The sequence below is a fragment of the Pseudomonas plecoglossicida NBRC 103162 = DSM 15088 genome (genome assembly GCF_000730665.1).
GTDB lineage: Bacteria > Pseudomonadota > Gammaproteobacteria > Pseudomonadales > Pseudomonadaceae > Aquipseudomonas > Aquipseudomonas plecoglossicida.
The window spans coordinates 1-21,305 of record NZ_BBIV01000042.1 but is presented as its reverse complement, the minus strand read 5'-3'; the positions used below and the strand labels follow the sequence as shown (position 1 = coordinate 21,305).

Here is a 21,305-nt window from a genome sequence, read left to right as displayed (position 1 = left end):
CGGCCCAATTCTTCCTGTGGGATTTGCGCGCGAACGCCTTGGCGTACACCTCGATATCGCGTCGTACAAACCAGGCGGTCGCGCGCGCCTGTCACAGGTGTTACTCGCCCGAAACAAACGTAGGAGCGAGCACAGCTCGCGATGCGCCGCGTGGGCGGCGCTCGGTCTCACAGACGCATTATTCCTGCTGGCGAGCACTTACTTGAACCGCCGCTCCACCCCTTTCTCCACGAGAATCTTCGCCGAAATCTCCTCCACCGAAAAATGCGTGGAGTTGATGTTGGGAATGTTCTCCCGGCGGAACAGGTTCTCTACCTCGCGCACCTCGAACTCGCACTGGGCAAAGCTCGAATAGCGGCTGTTGGGCTTGCGCTCATGGCGGATGGCAGTCAGGCGGTCCGGGTCGATGGTCAGGCCGAACAGCTTGTTCTGGTGCTTCTTCAGCACCGCCGGCAACTGCAGGCGCTCCATGTCTTCTTCGGTCAGCGGGTAGTTGGCGGCGCGGATACCGAACTGCATGGCCATGTACAGGCAGGTGGGGGTCTTGCCGCAGCGCGATACGCCCACCAGGATCAGGTCGGCCTTGTCGTAGTAGTGGGTGCGCGCGCCGTCGTCGTTGTCCAGGGCGAAGTTCACTGCCTCGATGCGTTCCATGTAGTTGGAATTGCCGCCGATCGAGTGCGATTTGCCGACGGAATACGACGAATGGGCAGTCAATTCCTGCTCCAGCGGGGATAAAAACGTCGAAAAGATGTCGATCATGAAGCCGTTCGACGTGGCCAGGATCTCGCGGATGTCCTGGTTGACGATGGTGTCGAAGATGATCGGCCGCATGCCATCGCGCTCTGCGGCGGCGTTGATCTGCTGCACCATGGTGCGCGCCTTGTCGGGCGTATCGATGTACGGACGGGTGAATTTATTGAACGGAATGCTTTCGAATTGCGCGAGAAGGCTTTGGCCCAGGGTTTCGGCGGTGATGCCGGTGCCGTCGGAGATGAAGAACGCGGTTCGTTTCATTTGCGATCTGGGCCTTAAGCTGATGACGATTCTTGGATATGATAAGTTCGGTTTGCCGAACGCGGCTGTCGGCATTCTCACTTATTTTCCAGGTACAGGCCACAAGCGTCCGGCCAAGTCAACGCAGACAGGCGGGCGCCCTTGAGCTTTTCCAATACAGTTAGTGGAGAGATCACCTTGGTAGAGTACGTAGTTTCCCTCGATAAGCTCGGCGTCCATGATGTGGAGCATGTGGGGGGCAAGAACGCATCCCTGGGCGAGATGATCAGCAACCTCGCAGGTGCTGGCGTTTCGGTGCCGGGCGGCTTTGCCACTACGGCTCAGGCGTACCGCGACTTCCTCGACCAGAGTGGCCTGAACGACCGCATCCATGCCGCGCTCGACGCGCTGGACGTGGACGACGTCAACGCCCTGGCAAAGACCGGCGCGCAGATCCGTCAGTGGGTCATGGAGGCCGAGTTCCCGACGCGCCTGGATGCAGAAATCCGCACCGCCTTCGCGGCGATGTCCCAGGGCAACGACAACATGGCCGTGGCCGTGCGCTCCTCGGCCACCGCCGAAGACCTGCCGGACGCTTCGTTCGCCGGCCAGCAGGAAACCTTCCTCAACATCCGCGGCGTCGACAACGTCATCCGCGCGGCCAAGGAAGTGTTCGCCTCGCTGTTCAACGACCGTGCCATCGCCTACCGCGTGCACCAGGGCTTCGATCACAAGCTGGTGGCCCTGTCCGCCGGCGTTCAGCGCATGGTCCGCTCGGAAACCGGCACCGCCGGCGTGATGTTCACCCTCGACACCGAGTCGGGCTTCCGCGACGTGGTGTTCATCACCGGCGCCTACGGCCTGGGCGAAACCGTGGTGCAGGGTGCGGTCAACCCTGACGAATTCTATGTCCACAAGCAGACCCTGCAGGCCGGCCGCCCGGCCATCCTGCGCCGCAACCTGGGCAGCAAGGCAATCAAGATGGTCTATGGCGACGAAGCCAAGGCCGGCCGTTCGGTCAAGACCGTCGAGGTCGACCGTGCCGAACGTGCGCGCTTCTGCCTGAGCGACGAGGAAGTCAACGAGCTGGCCAAGCAGGCCATGATCATCGAGCAGCACTACCAGCGCCCGATGGACATCGAGTGGGCCAAGGACGGTGACGACGGCAAGCTGTACATCGTCCAGGCGCGTCCTGAAACGGTGAAGAGCCGCGCCAGCGCCAATGTCATGGAGCGCTACCTGCTCAAGGAAAAGGGCACCGTACTGGTCGAAGGCCGTGCCATCGGCCAGCGCATCGGCGCCGGCAAGGTCCGCGTGATCAACGATGTGTCCGAGATGGACAAGGTGCAGCCGGGCGACGTGCTGGTTTCCGACATGACCGACCCGGACTGGGAACCGGTGATGAAGCGCGCCAGCGCCATCGTCACCAACCGCGGCGGGCGTACCTGCCACGCGGCGATCATCGCCCGTGAACTGGGTATCCCGGCAGTGGTCGGTTGCGGCAATGCCACGCAACTCCTGAAGGATGGCCAGGGCGTTACCGTTTCCTGCGCCGAGGGCGATACCGGCTTCATCTTCGAAGGCCAACTGGGCTTCGACATCAAGCAGAACTCGGTCGATGCCATGCCGGAGCTGCCGTTTAAGATCATGATGAACGTCGGCAACCCGGACCGCGCCTTCGACTTCGCCCAGTTGCCCAACGCCGGTGTCGGCCTGGCGCGCCTGGAGTTCATCATCAACCGCATGATCGGCGTGCATCCCAAGGCGCTGTTGAACTACGCAGGCCTGCCTGCCGAGCTGAAGGAAAGCGTCGACAAGCGCATCGCCGGCTACAACGACCCGGTCGGTTTCTACGTCGAGAAGCTGGTCGAGGGTATCAGTACCCTGGCTGCAGCCTTCTACCCGAAAAAGGTCATCGTGCGCCTGTCGGACTTCAAGTCCAACGAGTACGCCAACCTGATCGGCGGCAAGCTGTACGAGCCGGAAGAAGAGAACCCGATGCTGGGCTTCCGCGGCGCCTCGCGTTACATCAGCGAGTCGTTCCGTGACTGCTTCGAGCTCGAATGCCGTGCGCTCAAGCGCGTGCGCAACGAGATGGGCCTGACCAACGTCGAGATCATGGTGCCGTTCGTGCGCACCCTGGGCGAAGCCAGCCAAGTCGTCGACCTGCTTGCCGAGAACGGCCTGGCCCGCGGCGACAACGGCCTGCGTGTGATCATGATGTGCGAACTGCCGTCCAACGCCATCCTCGCCGAAGAGTTCCTCGAGTACTTCGATGGCTTCTCCATCGGCTCCAACGACCTGACCCAGCTGACCCTGGGCCTGGACCGCGATTCGGGGATCATCGCTCACCTGTTCGACGAGCGTAACCCGGCCGTGAAGAAGCTGCTGGCCAACGCCATTGCCGCGTGCAACAAGGCTGGCAAGTACATCGGCATCTGCGGCCAGGGCCCTTCGGACCACCCGGACCTGGCCAAGTGGCTGATGGAACAAGGCATCGAAAGCGTATCGCTGAACCCGGACTCGGTACTCGAGACCTGGTTCTTCCTGGCCGAGGGCCAGGGCGCGGCCTGATGCGGTGAATGCGGGGGCGTGCCCCCGCCTGGTTTTATCCAGGGCGAGTTCCAGCAATGGATCCCGCCCTTTTTTTGTGCATCAAGCAACCTATGCAAAGCAGCAGCACTCTATTTCCCGTCGCGTTGCTCAGTGCCGAGCGGCGCGGCGACCTCAGCGAAGACGTGTACCGGATCAAGGCCGGCAACAGCCCTGACCCCAGCGTCGAAATCGCGGTGACCCGCCTGGGCCTGGCCGACCAGGGCCGTGCCCAGGGCGTGCCGGTCATTCTCCTGCACGGCAGTTTTTCCAACCGGCGGTTCTGGTATTCGCCCAAGGGCATCGGCCTGGGCGCCTACCTGGCGCGAGCCGGGTTCGATGTGTGGATCCCGGAGATGCGTGGCCACGGCCTGTCGCCGCGCAACCGCAACTGGTCGCACAACCGGGTGGCTGACTATGCCCGTGACGATTTGCCGCTGATCGCGGCCTTCGTTCAGGAACAGGCCGGCCAGGCGCCGCACTGGGTTGGCCATTCGCTGGGTGGCATCACCCTGGCGGCGGCGCTCGGCGGCGGTTTCCTGAGGGCCGAGCAGGTCGCCAGCGCTGCGTTTTTCGGTACCCAGATCAGTCGGGTCTACTGGCCGTTGAAAGTGCCGCCGTTGACCTGGGGGGCGAAGCTTGTGCTCAAGCGCTGGGGGCAGATTTCCGGTCCGCGCTTCAAACGCGGGCCCGAGGACGAACCGATCGGCCTGGCCCTTGAGAGCATGCGCTGGCATGGCCTGTTTGGTCGCTTCGGTGACAAGGACAGTGACTGGTGGGCGGGGCTGGCCGATGTGGATGTGCCGCTACTGGCAGTCGCCGGTGCAGGCGATTTCCAGGACCCGGTCTGGGCCTGCCGCAAGCTGTTCGACCAGCTCGGTGGCGAGCGCAAGCAGTTCCTGCGGCTGGGGCGTGAGGAGGGCTTCGAGGCGTTCGGGCATGTCGACATGCTGGTGAGCAAGGCGGCGCAGGCACAGGTCTGGCCGCTGGTGGAGCGCTGGTTGCGGGCGCCCCTGCTGCCAGTGCATGCGTCCACGGTGGTTGCGCAACCTGTACCAGCCAACTGATTTTCGGTTGTCTGACCTGGCCTCATCGCCGGCAATGCACAACTGACTGCCCAGTCCCGGATGACTGCAACAGCCTCCCCGGTGTAGCCTTGTCCGACATCCGCTTTCGTTGTGACTGACAGGAGCTTCCCATGCAGCATTACGTAACGCCCGACCTGTGCGACGCCTACCCGGACCTGGTCCAGGTGCTGGAACCGATGTTCAGCAATTTCGGTGGTCGCGATTCGTTCGGTGGTCAGATCGTCACCATCAAGTGTTTCGAGGACAACTCGCGGGTCAAGGAGCAGGTCGAACTCGACGGCAAGGGCAAGGTGCTGGTGGTCGACGGTGGCGGTTCGCTGCGTCGTGCCCTGCTCGGTGACATGTTGGCCGAAAAGGCCGCCAAGAACGGTTGGGAAGGCCTGGTGATCTACGGCTGCGTGCGTGATGTGGACGTGTTGATCCAGACCGATGTCGGCGTGCAGGCCTTGGCCAGTCATCCGATGAAGACCGACAAGCGTGGCATCGGCGATCTCGACGTGGCCGTGACCTTTGCCGGTGTGACCTTCCGCCCGGGCGAATACGTGTATGCCGACAACAACGGCGTGATCGTCTCGCCAAGCCCGCTGAAAATGCCGGAGTGATGCGCCCCCCGCGCTGATGGAGCTTTGATGTTCGAGGAAGACAACGCGCAGTGGGGGCTGGTGCATGCCCTGGTGCTCGATGGTAGAGGCGGCGCGCGCTCGATCGCCCGGACCGATCTGGACAGCCTGCAACTGCAGCCACAGGAAAGCCTGTGGCTGCATTGGGATCGCAGCCATCCGCAGACCCGCACCTGGCTGTTGCATGACAGCGGCCTGAGCGAGTTCGCCTGCGACCTGCTGCTCGAAGAGAACACCCGGCCACGCCTGCTGCCCTTGGCGGTTGAGCAGTTGCTGGTGTTCCTGCGCGGGGTCAACCTCAACCCGGGCGCCGAGCCCGAAGACATGGTGTCGGTGCGCATCTTCGCCGAGGCGCAGCGGGTCATTTCCCTGCGTTTGCGGCCGTTGCGCGCCAGCGACGAGGTGCTCCAGCAACTCGACGAGGGCAGGGGGCCGAAATCGGCCTCCGAGCTGTTGCTGCTGATGGGCGAGTTGCTCACCGAGAAAGTTCAGGGACTGGTCAGCGACCTGTCCGAGCTGGTCGACCTGGAAGAAGAAAAGGTCGAATCCGACGAACGGTATACTCCCGAGCAGGGCAGCCTGCAGCAGATTCGCCGCCGCGCCGCCGGCCTCAGGCGTTTTCTGGCGCCGCAGCGAGAGATCTACGCGCAGCTGTCACGCAGCAAGTGGAGCTGGTTTGCCGAGGCGGACGCCGACTACTGGAACGAATTGAACAATAGCCTGATCCGCTACCTCGAAGAGCTCGAACTGACCCGCGAGCGGGCCGCGCTGGTGCTGGAGAGCGAGGACCGTCGGCGCAGCGAGCGGATGAACCGGACCATGTACCGCTTCGGCATCATCACCTGCATTTTCCTGCCCATGAGCTTCATCACCGGGTTGCTGGGGATCAATGTGGGCGGCATTCCGGGGGCGGAGAATCCTTATGGCTTCCTGTTCGCCTGCGCCGTCGTGCTTGGCCTGGCGGTGGGGCAGTGGTGGCTGTTCCGGCGGTTGCGATGGGTCTGATCTTGCAGGGGCTTCATCGCCGGCTTGCGGGCGATGAGGCCCCAACAGGCAAGCACCGTTCATTTTGAAACACACGTACCGAAGCGATGTGTGACCCATCGCCCAGCGCCCTCGTCTCTGACTGATACTGCGCGAGGTGCCCATGCACGATCCGTTTGAAGAATCCTTGCGTGACCTGCTCAAGGCGTCACCCTCCGGCGAAGACCGGGATGACGCCGCCTGCCTGGGTCGCGTGCTGAAAACCGCCAACCGGCAGGTTGGCGCGGGTGATCTGTTCAGCCTGCTTGGCCGCTGGAGCCAGGCGCTGCTGATCGCCGTGAACAATGGCTCGGCGCATGTTGCGCCCGTACGTCGTAACGCTGCCCGCGGCAGCAAAGCTGATAAGGCCGATTGAATATGGAACTCGATCTCTGGACACAGAGCCTGGTCACCGCGATGACCGCACTTTGGACCAAGGTAGCGAACTTCATCCCCAACCTGTTCGGCGCGCTGGTGGTGGTGCTGCTCGGTTTCGTGGTGGCCAAGCTGCTCGATACGCTGCTGTCGAAGCTGCTCGCCAAGTTCGGGCTGGACCGCCTCATGGCTGGCACCGGCTTGACCAAGATGCTCGGCCGGGGCGGCATCCAGGTGCCGATCTCGACCCTGATCGGCAAGATCGTCTACTGGTTCGTGCTGCTGATCTTCCTGGTGTCGGCCGCTGAATCGCTCGGCCTCGAGCGTGTCTCGGCGACCCTCGACATGCTCGCCCTGTACCTGCCCAAGGTGTTCGGCGCGGCGCTGGTGGTGCTGGCGGGCGTATTGCTGGCACAGGTTGCCAATGGCCTGGTGCGCGGCGCTGCCGAAGGCATCGGCCTTGAATATTCGGCGGGTCTTGGCCGCATCACCCAGGGCCTGGTGATCATCATCGCGATCTCGGTGGCCATCAGCCAGCTCGAGGTCAAGACCGACCTGCTCAACCACGTGATCGTCATTGGATTGATTACCGTTGGTCTGGCCGTTGCCCTGGCGATGGGCCTCGGCAGCCGCGAAATTGCCGGGCAGATCCTGGCGGGAATTTACGTTCGCGAGCTTTACCAGGTCGGCCAGCAGGTGCGGATTGGAGAGGTCGAAGGGCAGATCGAGGAAATCGGCACGGTGAAGACGACGCTGATGACCGATGATGGCGAAATGGTGTCGCTGGCCAACCGCGTGCTGCTCGAGCAGCGTGTCAATAGCCGCTAACCGCACAAAAGCTGTTAATGTATGCCGCCGCAAAAATCGGCCCGTGGGGCTTTGCGGCGACATTGACCTGACTGTCGGCCAGATCCGTTTTGAATAAAGTTCATTCGCCGCCCATGCGTTACGACCCCCGCGAGCTCACCGACGAGGAGTTGGTGGCGCGTTCGCATGAGGAGCTGTATCACGTTACCCGCGCCTATGAGGAGCTCATGCGGCGCTACCAGCGGACCCTGTTCAGCGTCTGTGCGCGTTACCTGGGGAACGACCGGGATGCCGACGATGTCTGTCAGGAAGTGATGCTGAAGGTGTTGTACGGGCTGAAGAATTTCGAGGGCAAGTCCAAGTTCAAGACCTGGCTCTACAGCATCACCTACAACGAGTGCATTACCCAGTACCGCAAGGAGCGTCGTAAACGCCGGTTGATGGATGCCCTGAGTCTCGACCCTGTTGAAGAGGCCTCCGAAGACAAGGCTCCGAAACCGGAAGAAAAGGGCGGGCTGGACAAGTGGCTGGTGCATGTGAACCCGATTGACCGGGAAATTCTGGTGCTTCGATTTGTCGCAGAACTGGAATTTCAGGAAATCGCCGATATCATGCACATGGGCCTGAGTGCCACGAAAATGCGCTACAAGCGCGCGCTAGACAAGCTTAGAGAGAAATTTGCAGGCCTGGATGAAACTTAGTCCCTTGTAAATATCTCTAACCAACCGGCAAGTTCTGCTAGACTTGCCGTCGAGTTGTCCCCCGGATGTTGGTGGGACTGCTTAACTATCACCAGATGGGGATTTAACGGATGAAATTGAAAAACACCTTGGGCTTGGCCATTGGCTCGCTCGTAGCCGCTACTTCGTTCGGCGTTCTGGCTCAAGGCCAAGGCGCAGTCGAGATCGAAGGCAACGTTACCAAGCAGTACTACGACAGCGAGCGTAACTTCAAGAACGACGGCACCAATCCTGGTGTTCGCCTCGGTTACTTCCTGACTGACGACGTTTCCCTGGACCTGGGCTACAACGAGACTCACAACGCTCGTGGCGAAGTCTTCAACAAAGACATCAAAGGTTCCAAGGCCAAGCTGGACGCTACCTACCACTTCGGTACCGTCGGCGATGCTCTGCGTCCGTACGTTTCCGCTGGTTTCGCTCACGAGAGCCTGGGTCAGGCCACTCGTAGCGGCCGTGACCACTCCACCTTCGCCAACGTTGGCGCTGGCGCCAAGTGGTACATCACCGACATGTTCTTCGCCCGTGCCGGCGTTGAAGCCATGTACAACATCGACAACGGCAACACCGAGTGGGGTCCGTCCGTTGGTGTCGGTCTGAACTTCGGTGGCAGCGGTGGCAAGGTTGAAGCTGCTCCGGCTCCAGTTGCTGAAGTCTGCTCCGACAGCGACAACGACGGCGTTTGCGACAACGTCGACAAGTGCCCTGATACCCCGGCCAACGTCACCGTTGACGCCGACGGCTGCCCGGCTGTTGCTGAAGTCGTTCGCGTCGAGCTGGACGTCAAGTTCGACTTCGACAAGTCGAAAGTCAAAGAAAACAGCTACGGCGACATCAAGAACCTGGCTGACTTCATGAAGCAGTACCCACAGACCACCACCGTGGTTGAAGGTCACACTGACTCCGTCGGCCCAGACGCTTACAACCAGAAGCTGTCCGAGCGTCGTGCCAACGCTGTGAAGCAGGTCCTGACCCAGCAGTACGGCGTAGAATCCAGCCGTGTTGACTCGGTTGGCTACGGCGAAACTCGTCCGGTTGCCGACAACGCCACCGAAGAAGGCCGCGCTATCAACCGTCGCGTTGAAGCTCAGGTAGAAGCCCAGTCCAAGTAATTGGCCTGAAGCTTCAATGAAAAACCCGGCCTAGGCCGGGTTTTTCTTTGCCTGCGATTTGCTGGGGCGCTATCGCCGGCTTGCCGGCGATAGCGCCTGAGCAGTCGCAGCATCATCCGGCAGCAGCCAACCCCTCAAGCACCGATCGCTCCCCAACCACCTCGCCGATCACCAGTATCGCCGGGCTGCGCAGCCCAAACGCCTGGGCATCCTCCAGCATCCCCTGCATATCACTCCTGCATTCACGTTGCTCGGCCAGCGAGGCATTCTCGATCATTGCCACCGGCGTCCCCGCAGCCATGCCGCCCTCCAGCAACCCTTGGTGGATCTGTGCCAGGCGTGCCACGCCCATGTACACCACCAGCGTGGTGCCGCCCTGCGCCAGCGCAGCCCAATTCAGCTCACTGTCGTCCTGGGTGTGTGCGGTGACCAGGGTCACCCCGCGACTGACGCCCCGCGAGGTCAGCGAGATCCCGCACTGTGTCGCCCCGGCCAGCCCGGCGGTGATGCCGTTGACCACTTCCGCTTCGATGCCATGCCGCCGCAGCCAGGCAGCCTCTTCACCCCCGCGGCCAAAGATGCACGGGTCGCCACCCTTGAGCCGCACCACGCGGCGCCCTTGCCGGGCATGGCGCAGCATCAGGCGCTGGATGAACGCCTGGGGCGTGGAGCGACAGCCGCCACGCTTGCCCACGGCGATCACCCGGGCTTGCGGGCAATGCTCCAGTACCGCAGGGTTGACCAGGTCGTCGATCATCACCACGTGCGTCTGGTGCAAAGCGCGCACCGCCTTCAGTGTCAGCAGTTCAGGGTCGCCAGGGCCGGCACCTACCAGCCAGACTTTCTCGTTCATCAGGGTTACCTCATCGGCAAGCGATGCTCAGCCCTTGAGCAGGCAGAACAACAGCATCAGGTTGAGTAATAGCGACAGCAGCGCCAGGGTGCGCCAGACCTTCAACGGCTCACGCTCGAGCAGTGGCAGAGGCGGGTTGGCAAGCGTCTGGCGGTCGCCGCGTTCGAGCAACAGCAGCCACTGCTCGGCGGTTTCGAAGCGTTGTGCCGGGTCGGCTGCCACGGCTTGTTGCAGGTTGTGTTGCAGCCATTCCGGCAGGTCGGGGCGGTAGCGCGAGGCATTCACCGGCTGGCCGAAGCGCGGGCGCTGGAATGCTTCGATTTCTCCATACGGGTAATGCCCGGTCAGCAGGTGATAGAGCGTGACGCCCGCCGCATAGAGGTCCTGGCGCGGGCTTGGCGGCAGGACCTCGAAGGCCTCAGGCGCGAGGTACGAAGGCGTGCCGGGCAGTGTGTGCAGTGGCTCGGCGGACAAGCCCGGGCAATACACCAGGCCGAAGTCCAGCAAGCGCAACTGCCCGTCTTCGCCCAGGTGCAGGTTGTCGGGCTTGATGTCGCGGTGCAGCAGGTTGCGCCGGTGCAGCACGCCGACGGCCTGCAGCAGCTGGCGCGCCACTTCCAGCCATTGGGGCAGGGGCAAGGGCCCTTGTTCGGCAAGCTGTGCGGCGAGGGTGTGGCCGCTGTGTTCGCGCATCACGTAGTAAAGGTGCTGGCGCTGCACTCGCCCGCCTGCAGCTCGCCGTCCAGGTAATCGACCAGCAAGTGCTGGTCCAGGCCCAGCGCACGCTTGAGCACGTGCTGCATGCCGGGCTGATCCCAGACATGGTCTTCGCTCAGGCACTGCAGGCGGCCGTCGTGCCAGCGGTAGGCGCGGCAGTCGCCGACATGGGCGAGGGTGAAGCGGCGCCCGCGCAGCACCAGGGCGCTGAGCGTGGTCAGCAGCGGTTGGCTGCCCTGGGCGCGCAGCCAGCGATTCTGTGCCAGCAACAGGCGGTCCAGGGCTTGCGCCACGCCCCATGTGCCGGGCGTTGCGTAGTAGTCCATGGCCAGCGCCTGGAGGCTGGCGCGTGCCGCCAGGCCGCCGTCGGAGCACTGGCTGACGCCGTCGGCCAGTGCGAACAGGTAGCCCTTGCTGGCGGCGAGTTCGGGCGCCGGGGTCACCAGGCGCAGGGCGTCCTGGTTCTCGTTGCGTGGCCCGGTGGCACTGGCCTGGGCGAAACTCAGCTGCAGGTTCATCGATGTGCCTCAGACCCGTGCTGCGGTCACGGCAGCGGAGCCCCAAGTGGTGCGCCAGCGCTGCTTGACCCCGTGCAGGCCGAACCAGGCCAGCAGGCCGAGGCTGGCGAACAACCACAGGCCCATCTGATAGTCGCCGGTGTGCTGCTTGATGGTGCCCAGGCCTGCTGCAAGCAGGAAGCCACCGATGCCGCCGGCCATGCCGATCAGCCCGGTCATCACTCCGATCTGCTGACGAAACCGCTGTGGTACCAGCTGGAATACCGCGCCGTTACCGGCCCCCAGGCCCAGCATGGCACTGACGAACAGCGCCAGGGCGGCGGTGGCGCTGGGCAGGTTGAAGCCGACTGCGGCGATGCAGATGGCCGCCACCCCATACATCCCCAGCAGGGTGCGAATGCCGCCGAAGCGGTCGGCCAGGGCGCCGCCCAGCGGGCGCATCAGGCTGCCGGCGAAGACGCAGGCAGCCGTGTAGTAGCCAGCGGTGACCGGGCTCAGGCCATACTGGTCGCTGAAGTAGCCGGGCAGGGCGCTGGCCAGGCCGATGAAGCCGCCGAAGGTGACGCTGTAGAAGAACATGAACCACCAGCTGTCCCGGTCACCCAGGGCCTTGAGGTAGTCGACCATGGCCTTGGGCTTGGGCCGCTGCGGGGCATTGCGCGCGAGCAGGGCGAACAGCGCCAGGGTCAGCAACAGCGGAATCACGGCAAGGCCGAACACGTTGTTCCAGCCGAAGCTTGCGGCCAGCACGGGGGCCAGCAGGGCAGCGAAGACCGTGCCAGAGTTGCCCGCGCCGGCGATGCCCATCGCCTTGCCCTGGTGCTGAGGCGGATACCACTGCGAGGCGAGCGGCAGGGACACGGCGAACGAGGCGCCAGCGACGCCCAGGAAGACGCCGAGCAGCAGTGCTTGTTCATAGCTGTGCACGCCCAGGTGCCAGGCGCCAGCCAGGGCGACGATGACGATGACCTGGCCGATCAGCCCGGCGGTCTTTGGAGAGAGGCGATCCACCAGCAGGCCCATGATGAAGCGCAGTACGCCACCTGCAAGAATCGGCGTGGCCACCATCAGGCCGCGTTGCTGGGTGCTCAGTTGCAGGTCGGCGGCAATCTGCACCGCCAGCGGGCCAAGCAGGTACCAGACCATGAAGCTCAGGTCGAAGTACAGGAATGCGGCGAACAGCGTGGGCGCATGCCCGGATTTCCAGAAGCTGGTACTCATCGAACACCTCACTCGGCAATGCAACGGAAACAAAAAGACGCCGCTACCCGGTCCACTGGCGTGGAGGGGAGAGCGACGTCTTTGTCGGGATTACGTGGGGCAACCGCCGTTGGCTACCGGTGCTTTTTGTTCAGCAAGAGATGGGCCAACTCCTTCGTCTGTACGGGCCCTATCGCCTAGCCAAGCATCTCGTGCATGGCGATGATCTGTTCGGCCACCTGGATCAACTTCTGTTGACGGCTCATGGCCTGGCAGCGCATCAGGGTGTAGGCCTGCTCTTCGTTGCAGTCCTTCATGTTCATCAGCAGCCCCTTGGCCTGCTCGATGCGCTTGCGCTCGGCCAGTTGCTGGTCGCGGGCGAGCAGCTGGGCCTTGAGGGCCTGGTCGCTTTCGAAGCGGGCCATGGCGACATCGAGTATCGGGCGCAGCCTGGCGGCATGAATGCCTTCGACGATGTACGCGCTGACACCCGACTGGATCGCCTGACGCATCACCGCGGGATCATGTTCGTCGGTGAACAGCACGATAGGGCGTGGTTGGTCGCGGCTGACCATGACCACATGTTCCATCACATCGCGGTCGGGTGACTCGGTATCGATCAGCACAACGTCTGGTCGCACCGTTTCGACGCAGGCAGGTCGATGGTCAGGAGTGGCGCTTCGATCACCTCGAAGCCGGCTTCGCCCAATGCTGCCTTGAGGCGGCCGAGCTTCTTCTGGGTGTCGTCGATCAACAGGATGCGCAACATGCTGGGCGGCCCTCACCAACCGACACGGGAATCGGCCGCATCGCCCAAGGCGTGCAGGCGGAAGCTGCGGGCATAGCCATGGGGGTCGCTGCCGTCCCAGCGGATGCCGTCGATCAGCAGGCTGCTGCGCATGGGCACTGCAGGGCAGGCGACGCCGAGGGCTTCGGCGGCATCGCGGTACAGTGCCAGCTGCTGGACCTGGCGGGCCACGCCGAGGTAATCGGGGTCGTCGCGCAGCAAGCCCCAGCGGCGGAACTGGGTCATGAACCACATGCCGTCGGACAGGTACGGCAGGTTGGCGCGGCCCTGGTCGAACAGGCGCAGGGGGTGCGGGTCCTGCCATTGGTTGCCCAGCCCGTCCTGATAGGCGCCAAGCAGGCGCGGCTCGATGTTTTCCACCGGTGTGTCCAGGTAACTGCGGTCGGCCAGCAACTGCGCCGTGCTGCGGCGGTTCTCCTGGCTCTGCTCGATGAAGCGGCTGGCGGCGAGGATTGCCTTGACCAGTGTGCGGGCGCAGTTGGGGTAGTGCTCGACGAAACTGCGTGTGCAGGCCAGTACCTTCTCTGGATGATCGGGCCAGATCGACTGGCTGGTAGCCAAGGTGAAGCCCTGGTCGTGAGCTACCGCAGCGGCGGCCCACGGCTCGCCAACGCAGAAACCGTCGATGCGGCCTGCCTGGATATGCGCGGCCATCTGCGCTGGCGGAACCACCACGCTGTCGACATCGTGCAACGGGTGGATCCCTTGGCTGGCCAGCCAGTAGTACAGCCACATGGCATGTGTGCCGGTAGGGAAGGTCTGGGCGAAGGTCAGGCGTGCGCCATGCTGGTGCACCAGGCGCGCCAGTGCCTCAGGGCTGGTCACGCCTTTGCGTTGCAGGGCCGGGGAGAGGTTGAGCGCCTGGGCATTCTGGTTCAGGCCCATGAGCACGGCCATGTCGCTGGCCGGTACGCCGCCGATGCCCAGGTGCACGGCGTAGACCAGGCCATACAGGCAATGGGCAGCATCCAGTTCGCCACTGGCCAGCTTGTCGCGCAGGCCAGCCCAGGAACCCTGGCGCTTGAGGTTCAAGGTCAGGCCGTATTGCTGGGCGAAGCCCTGGGTGGCGGCAACCACCACCGAGGCACAGTCGGTCAGGGCCATGAAGCCGATGTCGAGGCTGGGTTTTTCCGGCGCGTCGCTGCCGTTGACCCAGGCCAGGGCTGATGTATTCACGAAGATCCTCGGTGCTACGAACAGGCAGTGTGCAAGCGATGCAGCAACACATGTGCCAAGGCCCTGTCATGGCGAGCGCGTGCTGGCTATAATCGCCCCCTCACTCACCCCGAGTCTTGCCCGCCCATGTATACCCTGGCCCGCCAGCTGCTGTTCAAGCTTTCCCCGGAAACCTCCCATGACCTGTCCCTGGACCTGATCGGCGCCGGTGGCCGTCTTGGGCTCAACGGCGTGTTGTGCAAGCAGCCCGCGGCGTTGCCGGTGACGGTCATGGGGCTGAACTTCGCCAACCCGGTGGGCCTGGCCGCGGGTCTGGACAAGAATGGTGCGGCCATCGACGGCTTCGCTCAGTTGGGCTTCGGTTTCGTCGAGATCGGCACCGTGACGCCGCGTCCGCAACCGGGCAACCCCAAGCCGCGCCTGTTCCGCCTGCCGGAAGCGACAGCGATCATCAACCGCATGGGCTTCAACAACCTGGGCGTCGATCACCTGCTGCAACGGGTGCGTGCGGCGCGCTATGACGGTGTGCTGGGCATCAACATCGGCAAGAACTTCGATACCCCCGTCGAGCGAGCGGTCGACGATTACCTGATCTGCCTGAACAAGGTGTATACCGAGGCCAGCTACATCACTGTCAACATCAGCTCGCCAAACACCCCGGGCCTGCGCAGCCTTCAGTTCGGCGATTCGCTCAAGCAACTGCTCGATGCGCTGGCCGAGCGCCGCGAGCAGCTGGCCGCCGAGCACGGCAAGCGTGTGCCGCTGGCGATCAAGATCGCGCCAGACATGAGCGATGAAGAAACCGCGCTGGTGGCGGCAACGCTTGTGGAATCAGGCATGGATGCGGTGATCGCCACTAACACCACGATGGGCCGTGAAGGTGTCGAAAGCTTGCCCTACGGTGGCGAAGCGGGCGGCCTGTCGGGTGCGCCAGTGCTGGAGAAGAGCACCCACATCGTCAAGGTGCTGGCCGGTGAACTGGCGGGCAAGATGCCGATCATCGCCGCTGGCGGCATCACCGAAGGGCAGCATGCAGCACAGAAGATAGCTGCAGGGGCCAGCCTGGTGCAGATCTACTCGGGCTTCATCTACAAAGGGCCGGCGTTGATCCGCGAAGCGGTGGATGCCATTGCCGCCATGCCGCGGGTGTAAGAGACACAGGCATAAAAAAGGGCCCCATCAAGGGGCCCCTGGGCCGAAGCCCGCCGCCCGGATAGGGCGTGCATGGTAACTCGAATTCAGTGTCCTCGATCAGCCAACGGCGTGATTTTCGTTGAGTCTATGGATGCCAGCGGTGCCAGTCATTCCGTCCCAGTTATCACCGCGACCTTCACGCCAGCCGTTGATCCAGGCTTGGCGAACAGAAGGAAGATTGAAGGGGCAAAGTTCGCGGGATTTGCCGGTGACCCCATATTGGTAGCCACGTGAATATGCTCTTTCCAACGGATCACGCTTAAGTCTTCTCATAGGGTGTTGCCCTCACTTGTTGACTGTAATGTCCCGTCGGCCTCTCCGAGGCCGGGCAGAGTCTTTCTGCCGGTTTATGCGCCCGCTGCCGGCGTGGCGGGCTGAAGGTGCCGCTACGTTGCGAAGCGGCCTGAGACCAGTTCTAACGAATGCAGGTCACGGTGGGAATGATCGATTTGTCATAAGGACGTAACGTTTCCAAGGGTGAGGCCATAAGTAAATAAATGCGACTCAACCTTGTTTGGCCTTGAGCCCGCTATGATCGGGGTTTGCTGATCATTGACGTCATTTCGCCAGCGTGGCGCGATGATGACAGAAGTATCTTGTAATGCGACGAAGGGTCACAGCGACTCCCACATCGCCGGAAATTATTCGTACTGCCTGATGATCTAAGCTGTTTTTGCCAGCCGGCGAGCGGCAGATCGATCAGGCGGCCCGGCCGACCTGCTGCAGCAATGCAGCGGGCCAGGCCACCCGAACGCTTGCTGAAAGGGCGTTCGGGAAAACATCGGCAAAGCGATGCGTCGCTTCGTCAGTCAAATAGCCAAAGGCGCTGGAATACTCATGTCGGACCGTTTCGAACTCTACCTCACCTGCCCCAAAGGCCTTGAAGGCCTGCTTGCCGAAGAGGCCAAGGGCCTCGGCCTGGACGAAGTGCGTGAGCACACCTCGGCCATCCGCGGCACCGCCGATATGGAAACCGCCTACCGCCTGTGCCTCTGGTCGCGTCTGGCCAACCGCGTGTTGCTGGTGCTCAAGCGCTTCGCCATGAAGAATGCCGACGACCTGTACGACGGTGTGCATGCGCTCGACTGGGCCGATCACCTGGCGGCCGATGGCACCTTGGCTGTGGAGTTCAGCGGCCATGGTTCGGGCATCGACAACACGCACTTCGGCGCACTGAAGGTCAAGGATGCGATCGTCGACAAACTGCGCAACCGCGAGGGCTTGCGCCCGTCGGTGGAAAAGGTCGACCCGGACGTGCGGGTGCACCTGCGCCTGGACCGCGGCGAGGCGATCCTGTCCCTTGACCTGTCCGGCCACAGCCTGCACCAGCGCGGCTACCGCTTGCAGCAGGGCGCCGCGCCGCTGAAGGAAAACCTGGCTGCGGCCGTGCTGATCCGCGCGGGCTGGCCGCGTATCGCCGCCGAGGGCGGTGCATTGGCCGACCCGATGTGCGGTGTCGGCACCTTCCTCGTCGAAGCGGCGATGATCGCCGCCGACATCGCGCCCAACCTCAAGCGCGAGCGTTGGGGTTTCAGCGCCTGGCTCGGCCATGTGCCAGCCACCTGGCGCAAGGTCCATGAAGAGGCCCAGGCCCGTGCCCAGGCCGGCCTGGCCAAGCCGCCGCTGTGGATTCGCGGCTACGAAGCCGACCCGCGGTTGATCCAGCCGGGGCGCAACAACGTCGAACGCGCAGGTCTGGGTGACTGGATCAAGATCTACCAGGGTGAAGTCGCCAGCTTCGAGCCGCGTCCGGACCAGAACCAGAAAGGCCTGGTCATCAGCAACCCGCCTTACGGCGAGCGCTTGGGCGACGAAGCCAGCTTGCTGTACCTCTACCAGAACTTCGGCGAGCGTCTGCGCCAGGCGTGCATGGGCTGGGAAGCGGCGGTGTTCACCGGCGCGCCGGAGCTGGGCAAGCGCATGGGCATCCGTAGCCACAAGCAATACGCTTTCTGGAACGGTGCGCTGCCGTGCAAGCTGCTGCTGTTCAAGGTGCAGCCGGATCAGTTCGTCACCGGCGAGCGCCGCGAGGTCCAGGCCGACAATGGCGTTGGTCGCCGACCGGTCGCGGTGGCCAGCGAGCCGGCACGCCTGTCCGAAGGTGCCCAGATGTTCGCCAACCGCCTGCAGAAGAACCTCAAGCAGCTGGGCAAGTGGGCCCGTCGCGAACAGATCGACTGCTATCGCCTGTACGATGCCGACATGCCCGAGTACGCACTGGCGGTCGACCTCTACCAGGATTGGGTGCATGTGCAGGAGTATGCAGCACCGCGTTCGGTCGACCCGGAAAAGGCCCAGGCACGCCTGCTCGACGCCCTGGCGGCGATTCCCCAGGCGCTGGGCATCGACCCACAGCGCGTGGTGCTCAAGCGCCGCGAGCGGCAGAGCGGCACCCGCCAGTATGAGCGCCAGGCCACCGAGGGGCGTTTCCAGGAGGTCAAGGAAGGTGGGGTCAAGCTGCTGGTCAACCTCACCGACTACCTCGATACCGGCCTGTTCCTCGACCATCGCCCGATGCGCATGCGCATCCAGCGCGAAGCCGAGGGCAAGCGCTTCCTCAACCTGTTCTGCTACACCGCCACGGCCTCCGTGCATGCCGCCAAGGGTGGCGCGCGCAGCACCACCAGCGTCGACCTGTCGAAGACCTACCTGGACTGGGCGCGTCGCAACCTGGCGCTGAACGGCTTCTCCGAACGCAACCGGCTGGAGCAGAGCGATGTCATGGCCTGGCTGGAAGGCAATCGCGACAGCTATGAACTGATCTTCATCGACCCGCCGACCTTCTCCAACTCCAAGCGCATGGAAGGGGTGTTCGACGTACAGCGCGACCACGTGCAACTGCTTGACCTGGCCATGGCACGCCTGGCGCCGGGTGGCGTGCTGTATTTCTCCAACAACTTCCGCAAGTTCCAGCTCGACGAGCACCTGAGCACGCGGTATGTGGTGGAAGAAATCAGCGCCCAGACCCTGGACCCGGATTTTGCCCGTAACAGCCGCATTCACCGGGCCTGGCGCCTGCAATTGCGCTGAAACGACACGCCGTATTGCATAGCTAATGGCCAATAGCTATAACTCAGCATAGGGCCAGACAATCGCAGGACGCTGACGTGATGAGAACGATCTATGTCGAAGTATGGCGTGCGTGCGAAGGTGCTGGGCCTGTGCAGCGAGGCGATGGCTGCCTGGGCGGTGGCCCTGGTGGCGTTGGTGGCCGGCGGCTTGCTGTCGGCTGGCCTGGCATTGGCCACACAGGCGTTCTACAAGCAGCAACTGCGCCAGCGCTTCGAGCTGCTGGCCAACGAGCGCTTTAGCCGAATCGCCGAGCGCTTCGACGAGCAAGAACAGCGCCTCGATGCCTTGCGGCGTTTCTTCAGTTACTCCAACGAGATCACCCCGCGCGAATTCGAAGGCTTTGCCCGGCCCTTGTTGCGTCGCACCCAGGCCTACTCCTGGGCGCCGCGTGTCGAACATGCGCAGCGGCGTGAATTCGAGCGTCAGGCCAGTGCCAGGCTGGGGCAACCCTATGAAATCCGTGTCGTGGATGGCTACGGCAACTGGCAGGCGGCGCCACCTCGCGATCATTACTTTCCGGTGCTTTATACCCAGGCCACTCGTCGGCAAGGGCAACCCTACGGGTTGGACCTGCTCAGCCAGCCGGCGCGCGAGCAGACCCTGCAGCGCGCCGTGGCGCCCGGCAGCATGGCGGTGTCCGAGCCACTGGACATGATCAACGTCGCCGACGGCTACAGCCGTGGGCTGTTGATGGTGGCGCCGGTGTTCGCCGACAAGGAACCCTATGGTGAGCCCCAGGGCGTCCCCGCCGGTTACGTGATGGCATTGCTCAACCTGGGCCAACTGGTCAGCGATGGCCTGCCGACGACCCGCGAGGACAACCTGGTGGTTCGCATCATCGACCCGAGCGGGCGCGATGGCGGCGAACTGTTGTTCGATTCGCAGAACCCGCCAGCCCCCTTGGCGCTGGACAGCAGTCAATTGCTGCACCTGGCCGATCACCACTTCCAGCTCGATATCCGGCCGAGCCAGGTCTTCATGCAGGGCAATCGCTCCTCAGCAGCACTGGCGGTGGGGTTTCTTGGTGGCTTGCTGAGTCTGCTGCTCAGCGCCTTGCTCTACAGCCTTTTCAGTCAACGGCAGCGGGCCTTGACGGTGGTCGAGCAGCGCACGGCCGAGTTGCGTGTCAGCGAGCAGTCGCTGCGCGAAACCCACAATCAGCTGCGCAGCGTGCTCGACGCCGCCACCCAGGTAGCGATCATCGCCACCAGCCTCAGAGGCGTCGTCAGCACCTTCAATGCCGGTGCCGAGCGCATGTTGGGCTACTCGGCTGTCGAGGCGGTCGGGCGGCTTCGGCTGGAGAATCTGGTGTTGCCGGAGGAGCTCGACCAGCGCGCCCATGTCTTGAGCCTGCGCTACGGTCGCCACATTGCCGGCGGCCAGGCCATGTTCGCCGATACCCTGCAGGAGGGTGGTGCCGAGCCCAGCGAGTGGACCCTGGTGCGCAAGGATGGCAGCCACCTGCTGGCCAACATGCTGGTCACCGCGGTGCTCGACGAGCAAGGGCTGTGGGTCGGCTACCTGGCGATCTGCATCGATGTCACCGAGCGGCGCCGTGTGCATGAAGCGCTGGCATTACGTGACCGGTTGCTGGAAAAGCTCAGTGCGGAGGTACCGGGAGGCATCTATCAGTACCGGCTGGATGCCGATGGCCACTCCTGCTTCCCATACGCCAGCGAAGGGCTGTTCGATATCTACGAGGTCGACCTGCAATTGCTGAGCGAAGACGCCACGGCCGTGTTCGAACGTATTCATCCCGATGACCTGGAGCGTGTGCGCCGCTCGGTCCGCTATTCGGCCGAACACCTCACGGCATGGCGCGAGGAATATCGCGTGTGCCTGCCGCGTGCGGGGTTGCGCTGGGTGCGCGGCGAGGCGACGCCGGAAATCGGTGAAGAGGGCTGCACGCTGTGGCATGGCTACCTGACCGACATCTCCGATCTCAAGGGGGTGGAGGAAGAGTTGCGGACCCTGTCGGTGACTGACGCGCTCACCGGCATTCACAACCGTCGCTATTTCCAGGAACGGCTGAAGATCGAACTGGAGCGCGCCCAGCGCGAGGACCAGGACCTGGCGGTGATCATGCTCGATATCGATCACTTCAAGCGCATCAACGATCAGTTTGGCCATGCGGTCGGTGACCTGGTGCTGCGCAGTCTGTGCCAGCGCATTGGCCAGCGGTTGCGGCGTACCGATGTGTTCTGTCGGCTGGGCGGTGAAGAATTCATGGTGTTGTGCCCGGGCAGCAATGCCGAGCAGGCGCAGGTGTTGGCCATGGAATTGTGGCAGGGCGTGCGCAGCGTGCCGGTCGAGGGCGTGGGCAAGGTGACGGCGAGTTTTGGCGTGGCGGGGTGGCGGCCGGGGGAGGGCGCCGACGCCTTGCTGTTGCGGGCGGACGCAGGGGTGTATGCGGCGAA

At 63.5% G+C, this 21,305-nt stretch carries 16 protein-coding genes and 2 pseudogenes; 11 read left to right on the top strand and 7 right to left on the bottom strand.

Annotated features, from left to right (window positions below; all coding sequences use genetic code 11):
* Positions 1-198 precede the first annotated feature (198 nt).
* Positions 199-1,017: a posphoenolpyruvate synthetase regulatory kinase/phosphorylase PpsR gene (gene ppsR / locus PPL01S_RS20060; protein ID WP_016393030.1), complete on the bottom strand. Its 819-nt coding sequence runs from the start codon at positions 1,015-1,017 to the stop codon at positions 199-201.
* Positions 1,018-1,194: 177 nt separating this feature from the next.
* Between ppsR and ppsA the strand changes: the two genes are divergently transcribed.
* The 8 genes from ppsA to PPL01S_RS20020 all read left to right on the top strand — a co-directional run bounded on the left by ppsA (position 1,195) and on the right by PPL01S_RS20020 (position 9,350).
* Complete coding sequence (ppsA, locus tag PPL01S_RS20055) at positions 1,195-3,570, top strand: phosphoenolpyruvate synthase (RefSeq protein ID WP_016393031.1); 2,376 nt, start codon at positions 1,195-1,197, stop codon at positions 3,568-3,570.
* Positions 3,571-3,662: 92 nt separating this feature from the next.
* Complete coding sequence (locus PPL01S_RS20050; protein WP_028626033.1) at positions 3,663-4,655, top strand: alpha/beta fold hydrolase; 993 nt, start codon at positions 3,663-3,665, stop codon at positions 4,653-4,655.
* Between the two features lie 131 nt (positions 4,656-4,786).
* Complete coding sequence (gene rraA / locus PPL01S_RS20045; protein WP_016393032.1) at positions 4,787-5,278, top strand: ribonuclease E activity regulator RraA; 492 nt, start codon at positions 4,787-4,789, stop codon at positions 5,276-5,278.
* 27 nt (positions 5,279-5,305) lie between these two features.
* Complete coding sequence (gene cmaX / locus PPL01S_RS20040) at positions 5,306-6,301, top strand: divalent cation transporter CmaX (RefSeq protein WP_016393033.1); 996 nt, start codon at positions 5,306-5,308, stop codon at positions 6,299-6,301.
* Between the two features lie 142 nt (positions 6,302-6,443).
* Positions 6,444-6,695: a hypothetical protein gene (locus PPL01S_RS20035; protein ID WP_016393034.1), complete on the top strand. Its 252-nt coding sequence runs from the start codon at positions 6,444-6,446 to the stop codon at positions 6,693-6,695.
* 2 nt (positions 6,696-6,697) lie between these two features.
* On the top strand, positions 6,698-7,522 hold the full coding sequence (locus PPL01S_RS20030; protein ID WP_016393035.1) for a mechanosensitive ion channel family protein: 825 nt from the start codon (positions 6,698-6,700) through the stop codon (positions 7,520-7,522).
* 113 nt (positions 7,523-7,635) lie between these two features.
* Positions 7,636-8,202: an RNA polymerase sigma factor SigX gene (sigX, locus tag PPL01S_RS20025; RefSeq protein ID WP_033743735.1), complete on the top strand. Its 567-nt coding sequence runs from the start codon at positions 7,636-7,638 to the stop codon at positions 8,200-8,202.
* A 110-nt stretch (positions 8,203-8,312) separates the two neighbouring features.
* A complete protein-coding gene (locus PPL01S_RS20020) occupies positions 8,313-9,350 on the top strand; it encodes an OmpA family protein (RefSeq protein ID WP_016393036.1) in 1,038 nt (345 codons plus the stop codon).
* 112 nt (positions 9,351-9,462) lie between these two features.
* On the opposite strand, the gene cobA is transcribed toward PPL01S_RS20020, so the two are convergent.
* The 5 genes and pseudogenes from cobA to PPL01S_RS19995 form a co-directional block, all read right to left on the bottom strand.
* Entirely contained in the window at positions 9,463-10,203 is a 741-nt protein-coding gene (gene cobA / locus PPL01S_RS20015; RefSeq protein ID WP_016393037.1) for a uroporphyrinogen-III C-methyltransferase, read from the bottom strand.
* 27 nt (positions 10,204-10,230) lie between these two features.
* Positions 10,231-11,438: pseudogene (locus PPL01S_RS26070) on the bottom strand (bifunctional protein-serine/threonine kinase/phosphatase).
* A gap of 9 nt (positions 11,439-11,447) precedes the next feature.
* Entirely contained in the window at positions 11,448-12,659 is a 1,212-nt protein-coding gene (locus PPL01S_RS20005; protein ID WP_028626031.1) for a nitrate/nitrite transporter, read from the bottom strand.
* A 176-nt stretch (positions 12,660-12,835) separates the two neighbouring features.
* Positions 12,836-13,407: pseudogene (locus PPL01S_RS20000) on the bottom strand (ANTAR domain-containing response regulator).
* 12 nt (positions 13,408-13,419) lie between these two features.
* On the bottom strand, positions 13,420-14,622 hold the full coding sequence (locus tag PPL01S_RS19995) for a CmpA/NrtA family ABC transporter substrate-binding protein (protein ID WP_016393040.1): 1,203 nt from the start codon (positions 14,620-14,622) through the stop codon (positions 13,420-13,422).
* A 126-nt stretch (positions 14,623-14,748) separates the two neighbouring features.
* Here PPL01S_RS19995 and PPL01S_RS19990 point away from each other — a divergent pair, with 126 nt between their 5' ends.
* Positions 14,749-15,774, top strand: coding sequence for a quinone-dependent dihydroorotate dehydrogenase (locus tag PPL01S_RS19990; RefSeq protein ID WP_016393041.1), 1,026 nt, complete (start codon positions 14,749-14,751; stop codon positions 15,772-15,774).
* Positions 15,775-15,873: 99 nt separating this feature from the next.
* Here PPL01S_RS19990 and rmf read toward each other — a convergent pair whose 3' ends face one another.
* Positions 15,874-16,089, bottom strand: coding sequence for a ribosome modulation factor (gene rmf / locus PPL01S_RS24780; RefSeq protein WP_003248687.1), 216 nt, complete (start codon positions 16,087-16,089; stop codon positions 15,874-15,876).
* A 564-nt stretch (positions 16,090-16,653) separates the two neighbouring features.
* Between rmf and rlmKL the strand changes: the two genes are divergently transcribed.
* Together rlmKL and PPL01S_RS19980 are read left to right on the top strand one after the other, a co-directional pair.
* Positions 16,654-18,846 carry a bifunctional 23S rRNA (guanine(2069)-N(7))-methyltransferase RlmK/23S rRNA (guanine(2445)-N(2))-methyltransferase RlmL gene (gene rlmKL / locus PPL01S_RS19985; RefSeq protein WP_028626030.1) on the top strand — a complete coding sequence of 731 codons (2,193 nt, stop codon included), beginning with the start codon at positions 16,654-16,656 and terminating at the stop codon, positions 18,844-18,846.
* Between the two features lie 93 nt (positions 18,847-18,939).
* Positions 18,940-21,305 (top strand): sensor domain-containing diguanylate cyclase (locus PPL01S_RS19980; RefSeq protein ID WP_042156540.1); only part of this gene is annotated, 2,366 nt, incomplete at its 3' end.

Excerpts from the sequence above, each read along its gene's own strand:
- ppsR (WP_016393030.1), bottom strand. The coding sequence starts at position 1,017 with ATGAAACGAACCGCGTTCTTCATCTCCGACGGCACCGGCATCACCGCC.
- PPL01S_RS20050 (WP_028626033.1), top strand. The coding sequence starts at position 3,663 with ATGCAAAGCAGCAGCACTCTATTTCCCGTCGCGTTGCTCAGTGCCGAG.
- rraA (WP_016393032.1), top strand. The coding sequence starts at position 4,787 with ATGCAGCATTACGTAACGCCCGACCTGTGCGACGCCTACCCGGACCTG.
- cmaX (WP_016393033.1), top strand. The coding sequence starts at position 5,306 with ATGTTCGAGGAAGACAACGCGCAGTGGGGGCTGGTGCATGCCCTGGTG.
- PPL01S_RS20035 (WP_016393034.1), top strand. The coding sequence starts at position 6,444 with ATGCACGATCCGTTTGAAGAATCCTTGCGTGACCTGCTCAAGGCGTCA.
- PPL01S_RS20030 (WP_016393035.1), top strand. The coding sequence starts at position 6,698 with ATGGAACTCGATCTCTGGACACAGAGCCTGGTCACCGCGATGACCGCA.
- sigX (WP_033743735.1), top strand. The coding sequence starts at position 7,636 with ATGCGTTACGACCCCCGCGAGCTCACCGACGAGGAGTTGGTGGCGCGT.
- PPL01S_RS20020 (WP_016393036.1), top strand. The coding sequence starts at position 8,313 with ATGAAATTGAAAAACACCTTGGGCTTGGCCATTGGCTCGCTCGTAGCC.
- cobA (WP_016393037.1), bottom strand. The coding sequence starts at position 10,203 with ATGAACGAGAAAGTCTGGCTGGTAGGTGCCGGCCCTGGCGACCCTGAA.
- PPL01S_RS20005 (WP_028626031.1), bottom strand. The coding sequence starts at position 12,659 with ATGAGTACCAGCTTCTGGAAATCCGGGCATGCGCCCACGCTGTTCGCC.
- PPL01S_RS19990 (WP_016393041.1), top strand. The coding sequence starts at position 14,749 with ATGTATACCCTGGCCCGCCAGCTGCTGTTCAAGCTTTCCCCGGAAACC.
- rmf (WP_003248687.1), bottom strand. The coding sequence starts at position 16,089 with ATGAGAAGACTTAAGCGTGATCCGTTGGAAAGAGCATATTCACGTGGC.
- rlmKL (WP_028626030.1), top strand. The coding sequence starts at position 16,654 with ATGTCGGACCGTTTCGAACTCTACCTCACCTGCCCCAAAGGCCTTGAA.